At 37.2% G+C, this 15,312-nt stretch carries 17 protein-coding genes; 12 read left to right on the forward strand and 5 right to left on the reverse strand.

Annotated elements, in window-relative coordinates; all coding sequences use genetic code 11:
* Nucleotides 1-113 precede the first annotated feature (113 nt).
* The 3 genes from J2S10_RS17630 (at nt 114) to J2S10_RS17640 (ending at nt 3,353) form a co-directional block, all read left to right on the forward strand.
* On the forward strand, nt 114-1,424 hold the full coding sequence (locus J2S10_RS17630; RefSeq protein WP_307410155.1) for an alkaline phosphatase: 1,311 nt from the start codon (nt 114-116) through the stop codon (nt 1,422-1,424).
* 227 nt (nt 1,425-1,651) lie between these two features.
* Entirely contained in the window at nt 1,652-2,593 is a 942-nt protein-coding gene (locus J2S10_RS17635) for an FkbM family methyltransferase (protein ID WP_307410157.1), read from the forward strand.
* A 250-nt stretch (nt 2,594-2,843) separates the two neighbouring features.
* Entirely contained in the window at nt 2,844-3,353 is a 510-nt protein-coding gene (locus J2S10_RS17640; RefSeq protein ID WP_307410159.1) for a hypothetical protein, read from the forward strand.
* Nucleotides 3,354-3,363: 10 nt separating this feature from the next.
* On the opposite strand, the gene J2S10_RS17645 is transcribed toward J2S10_RS17640, so the two are convergent.
* Complete coding sequence (locus J2S10_RS17645; RefSeq protein WP_307410161.1) at nt 3,364-3,555, reverse strand: hypothetical protein; 192 nt, start codon at nt 3,553-3,555, stop codon at nt 3,364-3,366.
* Nucleotides 3,556-3,834: 279 nt separating this feature from the next.
* Entirely contained in the window at nt 3,835-4,284 is a 450-nt protein-coding gene (locus J2S10_RS17650; protein WP_307410163.1) for a S1 domain-containing RNA-binding protein, read from the reverse strand.
* A gap of 494 nt (nt 4,285-4,778) precedes the next feature.
* On the opposite strand from J2S10_RS17650, the gene J2S10_RS17655 reads away from it, so the two are divergent.
* The 4 genes from J2S10_RS17655 to J2S10_RS17670 all read left to right on the forward strand — a co-directional run bounded on the left by J2S10_RS17655 (nt 4,779) and on the right by J2S10_RS17670 (nt 8,010).
* Entirely contained in the window at nt 4,779-4,976 is a 198-nt protein-coding gene (locus tag J2S10_RS17655) for a DUF3311 domain-containing protein (RefSeq protein WP_307410165.1), read from the forward strand.
* Complete coding sequence (locus tag J2S10_RS17660; protein ID WP_307410167.1) at nt 4,976-6,475, forward strand: sodium:solute symporter family protein; 1,500 nt, start codon at nt 4,976-4,978, stop codon at nt 6,473-6,475. Before J2S10_RS17655 ends, J2S10_RS17660 begins: the two co-directional genes overlap by 1 nt.
* A 553-nt stretch (nt 6,476-7,028) precedes the next feature.
* Nucleotides 7,029-7,190: a hypothetical protein gene (locus J2S10_RS17665; RefSeq protein ID WP_307410168.1), complete on the forward strand. Its 162-nt coding sequence runs from the start codon at nt 7,029-7,031 to the stop codon at nt 7,188-7,190.
* Between the two features lie 178 nt (nt 7,191-7,368).
* Nucleotides 7,369-8,010, forward strand: a complete 642-nt coding sequence (locus J2S10_RS17670) for a hypothetical protein (RefSeq protein WP_307410170.1) — start codon at nt 7,369-7,371, stop codon at nt 8,008-8,010.
* Nucleotides 8,011-8,514: 504 nt separating this feature from the next.
* Here J2S10_RS17670 and J2S10_RS17675 read toward each other — a convergent pair.
* On the reverse strand, nt 8,515-9,360 hold the full coding sequence (locus J2S10_RS17675; protein WP_307410172.1) for a helix-turn-helix transcriptional regulator: 846 nt from the start codon (nt 9,358-9,360) through the stop codon (nt 8,515-8,517).
* 107 nt (nt 9,361-9,467) lie between these two features.
* On the opposite strand from J2S10_RS17675, the gene fabF reads away from it, so the two are divergent.
* From fabF to J2S10_RS17695, 4 genes are all read left to right on the forward strand, one after another.
* Nucleotides 9,468-10,703: a beta-ketoacyl-ACP synthase II gene (gene fabF / locus J2S10_RS17680; protein ID WP_307410174.1), complete on the forward strand. Its 1,236-nt coding sequence runs from the start codon at nt 9,468-9,470 to the stop codon at nt 10,701-10,703.
* 187 nt (nt 10,704-10,890) lie between these two features.
* A complete protein-coding gene (locus J2S10_RS17685) occupies nt 10,891-11,019 on the forward strand; it encodes a hypothetical protein (protein WP_307410176.1) in 129 nt (42 codons plus the stop codon).
* A 50-nt stretch (nt 11,020-11,069) separates the two neighbouring features.
* On the forward strand, nt 11,070-11,459 hold the full coding sequence (locus J2S10_RS17690; protein ID WP_307410178.1) for a VOC family protein: 390 nt from the start codon (nt 11,070-11,072) through the stop codon (nt 11,457-11,459).
* Between the two features lie 424 nt (nt 11,460-11,883).
* Nucleotides 11,884-12,624 carry a CAP domain-containing protein gene (locus tag J2S10_RS17695; protein WP_307410180.1) on the forward strand — a complete coding sequence of 247 codons (741 nt, stop codon included), beginning with the start codon at nt 11,884-11,886 and terminating at the stop codon, nt 12,622-12,624.
* 53 nt (nt 12,625-12,677) lie between these two features.
* Here the strand turns inward: J2S10_RS17695 and J2S10_RS17700 are convergent, their stop codons facing one another.
* Nucleotides 12,678-13,121, reverse strand: coding sequence for a very short patch repair endonuclease (locus tag J2S10_RS17700; RefSeq protein ID WP_307410182.1), 444 nt, complete (start codon nt 13,119-13,121; stop codon nt 12,678-12,680).
* Nucleotides 13,122-13,217: 96 nt separating this feature from the next.
* Nucleotides 13,218-13,352 (reverse strand): hypothetical protein, encoded by a 135-nt coding sequence (locus J2S10_RS17705; protein WP_307410183.1) that lies wholly within the window; start codon nt 13,350-13,352, stop codon nt 13,218-13,220.
* Nucleotides 13,353-13,609: 257 nt separating this feature from the next.
* Here J2S10_RS17705 and J2S10_RS17710 point away from each other — a divergent pair, with 257 nt between their 5' ends.
* On the forward strand, nt 13,610-15,211 hold the full coding sequence (locus J2S10_RS17710) for an MDR family MFS transporter (protein WP_307410186.1): 1,602 nt from the start codon (nt 13,610-13,612) through the stop codon (nt 15,209-15,211).
* Nucleotides 15,212-15,312: the final 101 nt, after the last annotated feature.

Genomic DNA, 15,312 nt, shown 5'->3' on the forward strand with positions numbered 1-15,312 from the left:
CCTTTTTTATATGTTATATATGAAATGTGCTTGGTTGTTTATGTTCGTTTTCATAAACATGAAAAGCTCAGATAAACCGATCATTAAGGATAAATAGAAAGGTGCTGTTATCTTTGTTAAATTCCACCATTCTGCTAAATGATTTAAGTTTTAATCCTTTCATTCCTACCATTAATCATCATTACATTCGAACCAAGAAAGTAAAAAACGTTATTTTACTGATCGGCGATGGGATGGGTTTTTCTTATACCACCGGCCTTCGTTATTTAAATCATGATTCCCAAAAGGGACTAATGAGCCCCACAATATTTGATCAATACTTTGTTGGCGCACAATCTACCTACTCATTAGATACAAAAAGTAATATTACGGATTCTGCTGCAGCGGGTACAGCTTTATCGACCGGCTATAAAACATTTAATGGAGCCATTGGTCTTACTATTAATAAACAAGCGGTACCAACTGTTTTGGAATATGCTAAATTTCGTGGTAAATCAACTGGACTTGTAGGAACAAGTCAGATTAACCATGCAACATTAGCGGCGTTTGCCGCCCATAGTGAATCTAGAAATGAATATAATAAAATTGCCGATGATTATTTCGATGAACGAATAGATGGAAACCATAAAATCGACGTGATGCTCGGGGGAGGTACCTCTTATTTCTTCCGGGATGACCGTAATTTAACAGAAGAGTTTGTGAAAAATCGTTTTGGTTATGTCTCCAACCTACAAGAACTCATGACGAATAAAAACGAGCAATTGCTAGGCTTATTCGCACCTATTGAACTACCGAAACAGATCGATCGTGATCAGACTGTTCCGTCTCTATCACAAATGACGAGGGCTGCACTGCAACGATTGCAACAAAACCCAAATGGCTTTTTTCTATTAGTAGAAGGAAGCCAAATTGATTGGGCGGGGCATGACAATGATATCGTAGGGGCAATGAGTGAGGTTAAAGACTTTGAAGCCGCTTTTAAAGAGACGATCCATTTCGCTCTAGATAGAGAGGATACGATAGTGATCGCCACAGCCGATCACTCAACCGGCGGGATGAGTATTGATCGTAATGATAACTATAAATGGAATCCAAGTGTGATTAAATCCATATTATCAACACCGCTTGTCATTGCAACTCAATTGCATAAAACAAAAGATATGACAGCTTTGAAGCAGCACATGCACTTTACTCTTCATGAAGAGGATTTGAAAACCTTACAATCTACGCTTGAAATGGAAATAGAGGATACACGTCAAGCGCTCATTAACATAATTAATCACTATTCCAGTACAGGCTGGACAACAAAAGGGCATACCGGTGAGGATGTTCCAATCTATGCATATGGTTTAAATAGACATTTATTTAGTGGAAGAATGGAAAATAGTGATATTGCCAGGATTCTTTTTGACATTATTGATTAAAAACAACTATTTGCTTATGATATTTATGTTCAATTGTTGTGTATTTCGGGAATTTTGATGTGGGTCATATTTAAGGAGACACGGAAGTGTGCTAACTTATTAATAAATGGTTGGCCTCTTTTTTTGTGGTTAAAACGGGAACTGGTGAAATCCAAAAAGAGAATCTCCATGTTTTTTTTATAAGAAATTATACCTCTGAAAAATTTGTTGAATACTAGGAGGGCATTATGAAATTGAAAGCTGCTATTCGAAAACCTTTCCTTATGAGAATATGGGAGAATTATCCGAAAACGTGGAAATTTTTAATTGATTTAGGGATTTTACTTAAATATAAGACATTAAATGTTAAAAAACTACCAGACAAAGTCATATTACCTTGTTCTAATATCCTTTTTGTAAATTCAGAGGAAAACCGTGGCAGGGCATTGCTTATTAGCAATGGAATTACGCAAAAGAGGCTGACATACTTTTGGTTAAAGGCTGTAAAAGAATTTAAACCAGATCTAGTTGTTGATGTTGGTGTGAACTATGGAGAGTGCATCTTTTCTACCATATATCCTTTAAATACAAAAATTTATGGTATTGAAGCGAACAGTCACTTACTAAAATATATTAACCGCTCGAAAGATGTTCATCCAAATAAATTACAAATTAAGATTATTAATGCAATTGCATCCGATATGGACGATGAAGAAAAAATTTTTTTCATAGATAAGCATTGGTCTGGAACATCCTCTGCAGCCTATATACCATCTCATAATTTCATTGAAAAGGTCCCTATTAAATCTATAGCTATCGATACTTTATTGAGTGGAGATTGGTCATATGAAGCTGTACTGTTTAAAGTTGATGTAGAGGGATTTGAGGCATTTGTTTTAAAAGGAATGACTAACCTGTTTAAGAATAGTGTGTCCCTACTAGGATTCATTGAATTTAATAGTGAATATATTGAAAAACTTGGTATTTGTGTGGAAGATTTTTTGATATTTTTAAAAACCCATTTTACGATCTATGTTTATAAAAAGGATGATACTCTGGTAAAGGCAGTGAATTTAAATTATATAGATTTGCAAAATTTGTTTGGCACGAATTATATTCATACTGATTTTATATTAGTAAAGGATGAATCAATAATTGAAAAACTCGAACTTACAATTCAATCATTATAAATGGATCGTTTGCTTGAAACCTGGTAAATTAACGTATTAATGTATTGATGTAACGGGGAGTAGGCAACCTCCTGTTTTTTTCCTTGTACCACTCATTTATATAAATCGCTGATAGAGTATTGGGATAATATATTGGTAATCAGAATAAGAAAACTAGGCAAAGAGGCACCCTATGAAGTTTAGGGGGTGTCTCTTTGCCTGGTTTTGCTAATCTAATTTTTTTATTAAAAAAGATTGAATCGTTAGGGAAGTGTTAAACTACGACGATTTCTTAAAATCCTTTCAGGGTATCGGTCATCTTAACTTAATCAAACTTTACGGGATATTTGATGAAAGAGATGGCCGGCAGTATTTTTTTGAGAGCGAGACGATTGAGGGATCTCGAAAGGGCGTCACCTATTTCGCCTACTATTATGGTTTTGTTCAGCTAACAAAGGAACAGAATCACTTTAAGATTCAGGACATTAGCTTAGTTGGAGAGGATTTTTTATGTGCTGCCTACCATGGCTGGGACCACGATGCAGAAGCAGTGGTGGAAGTGAAGTATGGCAATTGGTGCAAGCTTATCAAAAAGATCTACCCAACCCGGCAACATGGCTACGTAAAGCATATCTTTATAAATGGAACCGATGGGAACGACTATTTATTTGTTTTTATCGAATTAACCAATGGGACGGATGTCGAAATTACCCAATATAAAAAATATCCGAACGGACAGTGGATTCACGTCCATATGAAGCCGGAAAAATGTGTGGAGTGAAAGGTACTTGTCACCTATTTGCCTCTGAAATCTGCTTTTCTTTTTCAACCTCCAGTGCTGATACAATATATGCAAACCCATTCATAATAAAATAAATAACATTGGATTGTACCCGCTCGTTTTCTCCTAAATAAGTGTTTGCCACGATGATGACAGAATATAAAACAACAAAAAATAAAGCGATTTTATTAAAAATAATCATTCTTTAACAACCCCTTTTTTAGGACTCCTATTTTTATCATATTTAGATTTAGCTGGTCTTATACCAGCCATAAAGTGACTGGTGTCATGGCGAATTGACATTATATGAATTTTTCTTAAGGATTAGCTGGTACAGCACCCTTTTTATACGATAAATAATTCAACCGGCATTGAAAGGAGCTAACCTTCAGTCCTTTCTCATCGCTGACATATAAGAAGGCAAGCCAGTTTATACAGGCTTGCCTTTATCTATATGATGAAATTTTAAATACGCAGCAGATTATCCGCGTCTTCCGCCTCTACCGCCTTGTTTTGCTCCGGTGTTACGTTTGAGGGTAGACAAATTCTCCTCACTAATCTTTAAAAACTTAGCCATTTTATCTTCAAAGTTTTCCTTTGGTTTAACATGACCTTTTGAACGGAAGTCTTTGGAACGGCTATCACCTTTTCCTTGGCGTGGTGGGCGTTGTGAATAGGAAGAGGTTTGTCCTTCGGGTCTATCAATAGCTTTTTTGATGGACAAAGCAATTTTTCCGTCTTTCTCACTAATCACCTTTACTTCAATCTGGTCGCCTATTTTCAGATGGTCATTCACGTCTTTTACATAGCTATCCGCAACTTCACTGATATGCACAAGACCTGTTGAGCCTTCCGGCAATTCTACGAAAGCTCCAAAATTTGTGATACCTGTTACTTTACCTTGTACCTTGCTGCCTACTTCGAATGACATAAAAATATTGTTCCTCCTCAATAATTTTAAAAACGCTTTATTATAACAAATTATTGAAGAAAATAATATCATCTGGAGCTATTTACCTCCTCTGACCTGAACCTTTTTAAGAAGGAAGCTGGCTTTAGGGACCGTTAAAAGCAATAAACTCTATAATTTCAATCACCATTTTTATTTATATAAAATTCATCCTTTTGATTTTCAAATATATTAATGGATGAGAATTTCAATTAGTAGTTTCTATAACGTAATATATAACCATAAACCCTTTCATATCATTCTTTACCTGTCTTTCTTCTTATTCTTCACATAAATTAGCGAAAGATTTAATTGGAATTTTATAAATTTTTAGAAAATTAAATTGATTTCTCCTCCAAAAATTGTTATTATAATGTACATTAAAAAATATTCAACAATAACATCATTTGGACAATAAAACTATTTGAATCATATGTTTTTGTTAGAATCAAATATTAATAGGAGGTTTTTTTTTGATGGGAAAATTTAAAATATTCTTAATTATACTCCCTTTTATTTCTCAGTTAGCCGTATTGCCTTTCGTTAATCGAATAGACCCTATTATTTTAGGGTTACCCTTTCTTCAATTTTGGTTCTTTTTATGGATCGTTTTAACTCCCTTATGTACTTTTGGGATTTATCGAATTCAAAAATCGGAAGGGAGTATTGACTAATGCATGGAAATTTAACAGCTTTGTTAATCACAGTTTTCGTTGTCTTGACAGTTGTTTTGATTGGATTTTTGGCAGGGAGGAATAAATCTGCAAGAAGCTCAGTTGAGGAATGGTCTGTCGGTGGAAGACGCTTTGGCGGATTGCTGGTTTGGTTTTTAGTAGGAGCAGATTTATATACAGCTTATACATTTTTAGGACTAACAAGTACAGCCTATTCAGGTGGAAGTCTTGCGTTCTTTGCCATTCCTTATTGTATTTTAGCCTATTTTGTTTCTTACTTTTACCTACCTAAACTATGGAAAGTGGCCAACAAATATAAGTTAACAACACTGGCGGATTATGCAAGAGAGCGTTTTGATAGTAAACTTCTTTCATCTCTTATTGCGGTTGTCGGCGTATTGATGCTAATTCCGTATATTGACTTACAGTTAGCAGGGATTCAAAATACACTTCAAGTAGCTGGAGCAGGCTTTATTAATGTGAAGGTAGTCGTCATTACTTCCTTCCTCCTTGTTGCACTTTTCACATTCTTTAGCGGAATCAAAGGGCCTACCTATACAGCAATCATTAAAGATGTTCTTGTATGGGTGATTATGTTATTCCTTGTGATTACACTGCCGATTATCCATTTTGGCGGCTGGAGCCCGATGATTCATACACTTGCCAAGGAATCACCGCAATTGCTGACGATTCCTACAGCCGGCCCTAAAGGTATTCCGTGGTTTATAACAGCATCTCTTGTTTCTGCCTTGGCATTATTTATGTGGGCACATGGAGCAACAGGAGTATTCACAGCCAAAAGTGCTGATGCCGTTCGAAAAAATGCCATGTTCTTGCCTTTATATAATGTGGTTCTAATCCTGGTTATTTTCCTTGGCTTTGTAGCTTATCATGTATTGCCGAAAGGAAGCGATCCGCGTTTTGCATTATTAAACCTCATTCAAGTTTCTTACGGCGGTGTCGCACAAGGATTAGCCTATTCAACTATTGCCTTAGCATCTTTAATTCCATGCTCAATTATGGCAATCGGTGCTTCCAACTTATTTGCAAACAACATTTATCGTGATTTAATCAATCCAAAGGTAAGTGGTGCTAAATTAACACTAGTAACCCGTTCAATGGTGTTTGTCGTAATTGGACTTGCTTTATTATTTGGACTGTTATTCCCTTCAGCACTAGTATCTTTGCAGCTTTTAGGTGTTTCAGGAATGGTGCAAATTTTCCCTGCTATTGTTGTGAGTCTTTTCTGGAAAAGCCAAACGAAAGAGGCAACCATTATCGGATTGCTTGTTGGATTGGTAACAACCTTTACGGTATATGGAACAGGCAATTCATTTGGTATTTATGAAGGATTCTGGGGATTAGCAGCAAACTTATTATTCAGTATTATTTTGAATCCTTTCTTTACAACAAAAGCAAAGCATCAAACAAATTGTGTTAAAGAGTTTCTCTTTCATTCATTAAACAGCAGCGAATCCAAAATTAATAAGGGAGCATAACGAAAGGTTTGTTCTTAAATTCTATGGAAACAAAAAATGCCTCTTTTAGATTCTCCCTCTAAATAGACCGTTGTTAAGAGCAACCTGAATTTTTCAGGTTGCTTTTTACCTATTATCCTAACAGGTTGTTCCTCCACAAATATTAATACCACCTACTTAAACTACTAGGTGATATCGTCATACAAAAATTTCCAATACGAATAACTATAAGGTCCTTTTCCTAAGTAAGGATTTGACTGAAAAAATAATTATACGTTAGTTTAGATAGTTTCTGCTCCGGGTATTTGAGGTTTTGTAGTATAAAAAGATTGCCTTCCGAGCCCTTATGAAGGACACTTTTTCCCTTCACTCAGCAGGTTTTGTCCTTGAAACCCAAGTTGAAGGACAATTTTCCAGTTCATTAGGCGGGTATTGTCCTTGAAAACCGAGTTGAAGGACAATATACAGGTTTACTTTTGTCCTCAGAGCCCTTATCAAGAACATTTCTCTTTTAAATATATAATTTAAATGATTATGTAAAAAAATGAATCAAAGGAGAAGAGGCGGTCGAAAAATGTATTCCATTGGGAGAGCGGCAGAATTAAAGGGTTTAACTGTTACGGGCGGTTATGCGACCTATGCCTATATTCCGGAAAGCGAACTTATTAAAATACCAAGTACGATTCATCCCCAACAGGCTGTCGCACTTTTTTTAAACTTTGTAACTGCTTACTAGTCCAACAATCGCTAGGGTTTTTCTTTTGAAAAAGCGGCTGAGGCTCATCGTTTAATGCAAATTCAGTCTAAAAGGGGAAAAGTTTTGTTAACACAGGGTGATAAATAATAGGTTTGTCCTCTTAAACTGATAAGTTGTACAATAGTTGGTATATTACTATTTCTTCTAGGAGCAAAAAATGGATACTAAAAAGCAATCGTTAATGAATTATTATTATGAGAAGTTTATCAACAATACGTTTGATGAGAAAGATGTTAGTGCTTTTTTACTTTTGATCCGATACCCAAGTAAAGAGATTCGTTGTATCAATGAGCTAGCGGATTTTGTTGCTCATCGAGATCAGCATAACGGCTATATAAAAGATTATCTTTTTGAAACGAGAAAAAAGTTTGAAAGCATTGGGAAAACAAAATCGGCTATTAGGATTGAAGATGTATTTTCCTTCAAGGAATTGAAAAATGGAATCAATAAAGCACTGGCGGATTATCAGTTAGCAGGCTTAGCAAATGAGAAGATTAATGATTTTGTCACCTGCTTAATTTCAATTCTGCAGCAGGTCAAAATCACAGATGAAAATGAAAGAGAGATTGGTAAACTATTTTTTGCCCTCTCCAATAAACAAATCATCTTGATGGCGGAAATAGAGGTTTCGCAAAATTTATTTAAAAAAACCAACGCTGTCTTTCCGGTCCTGACTGCCAATAATAGCTATATGGATATCAAAAAGCAAGATCGATATGATACTCCATATCTGTTTGCAGACAAGGTGATCGAAGTAAGCAATCAGGAAGGGAAGCTAGAGATTATTATTCCGGATTAAGTGATTAATTTTCTTCTCAAATGAAAGAAGCGTCAGGATAACCCTGCCGCTTCTGTAATCTAGTCCTAAAAAAGCTATTTTTAAAATGGTAGTTCATTATCAGTAATAACTCCGTCTAGCTTCTTACTACCACTACCTCTTAACGGACAGCGAATCGGCTGTCCTTTTGACATTTTGATTGAATTATTCTTTCTTGCTAAGAATAGGGTGACTACTAGCGGCTTTTTTACTACCCCTCCGTTTTGCTCAATAGCGTCCTTGAGGGTAAAAACTTTAGGCTCTTTTTTAAAAGATTATTGCTTTCTTTGATTCGCTGATAAAACTCTGGAATTCGCTGATAAAAGCTAATAATTCGCTGATAAATCGTATAAATCCGCTGATAAAGTGTAGATTTACACTAAAATTTGACTTTTTAAGTGTTTGAACGTAGAGTTTACCGATATTGAAGAGGAAATTCTGAACAATGAGAATGCAGAAATCAAGCACGTCATTTATTGTTTTCTATTAAACGTCGCTTTTATTCATCAATTTTTTTAATTTCTCTTCGGTTGAGGAATTCTCTAATGGCGTATAGATGCTGCACCTTAAATCTGTTTCTCCTTGAACCTGAAGGGAAGTTAGATTAAATAGCATTTTTCCTGCCTTCGCATGTCTGAATTCAATTTGTACATCCGGAGCAGTACTTACTTGACTATCAAGCCATAATGCTCGAAATTCCGGGTATTTGTCACTCATTTCTTCAATAAACTGTTTATACCAATCATCTCCTACATATTGTCCGTAATAGACGCGGAAAATGGCCAGAAAGCCTTTTACAAAATGCTCCCAATTGACAGCGAGTGCACGTAATTCTTTCCTTGCAAATACTAAGCGAATTAAGTTCCGCTCTTCAATCGGAATCTGATCAAAATCCAGAAAAACATGGGTAGCGGCCTGATTCCAACTGACTATTTGGCAGTATCGATCCGTTACAACGGTCGGGCAATGCTTCAATTCCTTTAGAATTTTTTCTAAAGAACTGCTAATTTTTGGCAGTCTCTCATTTTTAGAAGAAATATTCCCATGTGCATCCAAAGCTAAATCGTATAAATATTTTCGTTCGTCATTGTTCAATTGCAAAGTATTGGCAATGCAATCCAACACAACGGTCGAAACTTTAATATCCCTTCCTTGCTCTAGCCATGTATACCAGGTGGTACTGACTCCCGCTAACTGAGCAACTTCCTCTCTTCTGAGACCGGGAGTCCTTCTTCGAATCCCTGCGGGTAAGCCTACCGATTCAGGCTTAATTTTTGAACGCTTGGATTTTAAAAAATCAGAGAGTGCATCCAGTCTGGTTTTGTTATTCATGAACAATCCCTCCATCATGGTGGTATTGATACTAGTATAAACTACAACTTGTAATAGGATAACTTCTAAGTAAAAATATGGGTAACACAGTGAAGGGGGAAGAGAGCATGGAAAGAGTAGTCATTACAGGTATGGGGGTTATTTCACCACTTGGCAATGAGGTGGAGTCATTCTGGGCTAATTTAGTGGAGGGTAGGTCGGGAGTATCGATCATTGATCGATTTGATACAAGTCATCATAAGACAAAAATTGCCGGCCTCGTAAAGGCGTTTGACGCTGATTCCATTTTGGGACGTAAGGAAGCAAAGCGCTTAGATCCATTTTGTCATTTTGCTATGGCTGCAGCAGAACAAGCGTGGAGTCAGTCCGAGCTGGACCAAGATACGATTGACCCTGAACGCCTTGGGGTATATGTTGGTTCAGGAATAGGAGGAATTGAGACTCTCATCAATAATATTGATACGTTGCGTGCAAAAGGGCCGAGAAAAGTCAGTCCGTTGTTAGTTCCGGCGATCATCTCCAATATGGCTTCTGCCCAAATTAGTATAAAATATGGGGCAATGGGACCCAGCATGTCACCAGTAACAGCTTGTTCCATTGGTAATACAGCGATTGGAGAGGCGTTTAGATTGATTCAATATGGTGGAGCGGATGTTATGTTTGCAGGAGGAGCGGAATCGGCGATAACGGATTTATCCCTAGCCAGTTTTGAGAATGCGACTGCATTATCCTCAAGAAATAATGACCCTGCCAAAGCGAGCAGACCATTTGATGCCGAGCGGGATGGATTTGTCATGGCAGAAGGAGCCGGTATCCTTATTCTCGAATCTTTGTCGCATGCATTACGTAGAAATGCACCAATCTTTGCCGAAGTTATTGGCTATGGCGCTAGTTCAGATGCATATCATATAGTTTCATCACATCCGGAGGGTAAAGGGGCCTATCTTGCGATGAAATCAGCTTTACGCGATGCGGCCATTTCTTCGGATGAAATTAGCGTGATCAGTGCTCATGCAACAAGTACGGAAGTAGGCGACCGTTCTGAGATTCAGGCCATTAAAAGACTGCTTGGCCCAGAAGCAAATCAAATTCCAATCACAGCGAACAAGTCCATGACCGGTCATATGTTAGGGGCAGCGGGGGGAGCGGAAGCCATCGCATTAATAAAAAGCATCCAAGAGGGAATCATTCCTCCAACTATTAATCAAGAACAACCGGACCCTCTTTGTGACTTGGATATTGTTTCGAATGTTGCCCGTCCAGCACCTCTAAAAATCGGTTTGTCCAATTCATTTGGTTTTGGTGGCCACAATGCGGTAATTGTTTTAAAAAAATATGAATAAAACAGATTATTTATATTAAATTCACGAAGCGGCACTTGTATCTTTTCCTCAATGCATCTCTATTTTCCAGACTACGATCACTCAGAAACGTTTAAGTGACCGTAGTCTCATCTTGTTCGCATTTTAAGGATGCAAGAACGATCAATAATATCTGGAAAAGCATCGGAGGTAGAGAGGTGCCCTCCTTATGTTAGATGAATTTCATGAGATTCCAAACTGTGAAGTAACACATGAAATGCTGCTAAGCTTTTGGGAGTCGGCAAATGCGGAACTCGTTGAAAGGGAAATGGAATTAGTTGATGAATGGAAATGGTAAGAGGAGAAGTATATTGTTACCCAAAATTATTTGTTAGGGAGTTGACCAATTTGATTCATTATAAAGGATTTCATCACGTTAGTCTTTCTATTACAGACCTAGAGGCGGCTAAACATTTTTACAGTCAGATTTTATGCTTAAAGGAAATACCGCGGCCTAATTTTGATTTTCCGGGTGCTTGGTATGAATTAGGGAGCCACCAGCTTCACTTAATTGTCGAGCCATCCTCACAGACGATACGCCATGATAAAAGCTTGAGCAGCAGGGAAGGTCATTTTGCTCTCAGAGTTGAGAATTACCATGAGACGCTAAATTGGTTGAAAAAGAATGGTGTTGAAATTCTAGAAAAGCCTAATAGTAAAAGTGGGTTTGCCCAACTATTCTTTGCGGATCCTGATGGTAATTTAGTCGAGCTAAATGTTGACCGGCAAAGCTTATAATATGGCTGTCATTTCCATGCGGAAGAGGTGTTAGGAAGAAAACGAGATATAATTATCCGTTTATTTATTTTTTCGTTGAGCCGAATTCTTTAAACGAACGGTTCATTTACTTACAAGGAATATAAAATTCGACATTTTTCTGAAATATTTGTTAAAAACGCCTGGACCTTTGAAGGCTGTCAACCTCAATTTTTAATATAATTACTGGTTGTGTTTCCAAATTGTATTATTTTTGATTGGCTAATGGTATTTTTAAATAAAATGGCTGAAACTCCTTACAGACTAGCATTCTATAAAGCTATAAAACATATACACCCCAAGTCCTGCGTATTTTCTGTAAAATCCTCCCTGAAATATGACAAAAATCATATGTTACGATGAATTTGCAATAGAGGCAAAAGATTCAAAACAGGAGGATGTTAACATGTTAATGAGCAAAACTATTCTTACCTTAGCAGCGTCGGGAGCATTATTTGGGGCGAATCCTGCACAAAACAATGCACATGCTGTCAATCTTAACCCAACTGTTTTAGAAAATGTTTATCAAGTAACTCAAGGCTCCAATATAAATGAGATTAATAGCATGATAGAAAATTACCTTAGTAAAATTGGAATAGACAAAAACGTTACCTCAATACCCGTATCACAAAACACGGTAAAGCAGCCGGTACGGACAGCAACAACTCAAACAGTACAAAAGAAACTGCAAGCTCAAGCTGTGGCGCCAAAACCAGTGCAGCAGCCTGTTAAAGTGAGTCAACCGCAAACAACCCAAGCTGCAGGCACCTTAAGTGCTTACGAGCAAAAGGTAGTCGATTTAACCAATCAAGAGCGGGCCAAAAATGGATTACCTGCACTTAAAGTAGATTTAACGCTTAGCAAAATGGCGCATGAAAAATCCCGGGACATGTCGGCTAATAATTACTTTAGCCATACAAGTCCAACATACGGCTCCCCATTTGATATGATGAAAAAATATGGGATTACCTATAGCTATGCGGGCGAGAATATTGCCATGGGACAAAGAACCCCTGAAGAAGTAGTCAATGCTTGGATGAATAGTGAAGGTCACCGGAGAAACATTCTTGATCCAAACTTTACGTATTTTGGCGTTGGTTACGTCTCACAAGGTAATTACTGGACACAGGATTTTATCGGAAAATAATTCGAACAAAAAGACAGCCTTTGTGGAGGCTGTCTTTTACCTACTATTAGTACTTAGGTTGTTCTTTTAAGAATCTGGTCTATTTTTCCTTTGTTTTGAAGGATAAAATCAACTATCGTTTGAATTGTCCCGTCAAAATCCTCTTTAAATTCATGTTCCCATAATCTTAAAATATTCCAGCCTTTTTCTATATAATAATTATTCACTTCCAAATCTCTTTCAATATTTCTTCCAAGTTTCTTTTCCCAAAAATCTATGTTTGATTTTGGCATAGTGCCGTGAATGGGGCAGCAGTGCCAGAAACAGGAATCAATAAAAATGACAATTTTATACCTTTTTAATGAAATATCAGGCTTTCCAAATAGATTCTTTACATTTTTGCGGAATCGGAACCCCCTTTTCCAAAGTTCCTTCGTGATTTTATTCTCTAGCGAGGATTGAGCTTTTACTGCTTTCATATTTCTGCTTCGCTGTTCTTTTGTTAAACGATCAGCCATTTGAACCATCCAAAACATTTTCAGTCATACTTATTAGTCCGCAGAGAAATAGTCCACAGAAGATCTAATAATTGGAACGTAGGAGTCTTAACTTCATTAAAGACGGTCATCTTCCCATGCTCTGCTATAATCTTTAATATTGTCTTTTCCTTTTAAAGTTTGTTCCGCCTGGCTTTGTGTATTATTGTTTTTTAATTGTTCATTCGTCATAATTTTTTCATCTTTTTTCACTTAAGTTGCCTCCTATTATTTATTCCTCTTCATTTTTACCAAAATGGGATCAAGTATGTATGGAGCGCATGTGCTAGTAAAAGTAGTGACATAAATGCTATGCAAAAGCCCATCGAGGAATGGTATCTTAATTCGAATCCGCAGTTGAAAACCTATCTGAAATTCAGTATAATAGTTTGCTTGAACGCATCTTCAGTTTATATCTTATTAGAGGCACAAGCTAGATCATAGTAATGAAGCAAGAGGGAGATAACGAAATGACAACAACGACGGAAACAAGCCACAATCGTACGTTATTGCTGATTGGGCTCATCATAGCGATGTTCTTTTCCGCACTGGACGGAACGATTGTAGGAACGGCAATGCCCAAAATCGTAGGAGATCTTGGCGGATTAAGTAAAATGACATGGTTGACTACCGCATACATGCTGACATCTACGACAGTTGTTCCGATTGCCGGAAAACTGGCTGACTTATTAGGGCGCAGAGCCGTATATGTGACAGGACTTATTATTTTTATGGGCGCTTCTGCACTTTGCGGATTAGCAACTAATATGACGGAGTTAATTATATTTCGCGGCGTCCAAGGGATTGGCGGCGGTGTTATGATGCCGATGGCGATGATTGTAATCGGGGATTTATTTACAGGAAAAGAGCGTGCAAAATTTCAAGGAGTATTCGGCGGGATTTATGGTCTTGCTTCTGTGATTGGTCCGCAAATTGGAGGATGGATTGTTGATTCATTGAACTGGAAATGGGTATTCTATATCAATCTTCCTGTAGGAATCATAGCTACCATCTTGATTGCGATGGGATTAAAAGGTCGAAAACAAATTGGATCGATCAATTTTGATATTGCAGGTATGGTTACGATGATTGTGGGGGTAGTAAGCTTGCTTCTTGCTCTTACCTTCGGCGGTAAAGACTATGATTGGAATTCATGGCAAATTCTTGGTCTTTTTGCACTGGCGGCGATCGGTTTAGTTAGTTTCGTGATTGTGGAAACAAAAGCGAAAGAACCGATACTTCCTATGTATTTATTCAAAAATAGAACCTTTACTTTCTTGAATTTGATTGGTTTCTTTATGAGCATAGGGATGTTCGGTGCGATTGTGTTTGTTCCGTTCTTTATGCAAGGAATTGTCGGAGTAAGTGCAACAGCATCAGGAACAATAATGACACCATTGATGATTTCCATGATTATTGCTAGTATCATTGGCGGTCAATTAGTTTATAAGGTCGGAATTAAGCCGCAAATCATTGCAGGTATGTTAATCATGGCAAGTGGTTTCTTCATGTTAACAACGTTGAATATGGATACAAGTAAGCTGGCAGCTACATCCTATATGGCGATTATCGGCTTAGGTATGGGGCTGGTTATGCCGATTCTTACCTTAGCTTTGCAAGAAAGTTTTTCAAAAGAAGAACTTGGTGTGATAACATCTTCGAGTCAATTTTTCCGTTCCATCGGAGGAACATTCGGAATTACCATCTTAGGGGCAGTTATGAACAGCAAGTCAGGAACACTTCTAACGGATCAACTTGTTCCATTTTTGAATACACTGCCGGCACAAGCAGGGCCTATTGTTTCCAAGCTTAAGGACATGATTGCAACAAATCCGGAGGGGTTATTACAAATGTTGTTTAGTCCGGAAGCCTTAAAACAAATGCCCGCTGCATTGTCAGACAAAATGGTTTCAATATTAAAAACTGCCTTAATGGATTCCTTACACAGTGTATTTTTTGTCGGCCTTTCTTTAATTGTTGTCGGAGCACTATTTACCCTGTTCTTAAAACAAATTAAATTAGCTAACAAAAAAGCTGTTGTTAAAGAGAAGTTGGAACCAACTTCAGATTAATCAGTTCGCCATTAGTTCCAAAAATAAATGTTGATTTTTAGCTTTTTCTAAGAGAACTCTGAGATTTTTTATTCAGGGTTCTTTTTTTAAAATAGCGTAAA

This window comes from Neobacillus ginsengisoli (genome assembly GCF_030813055.1).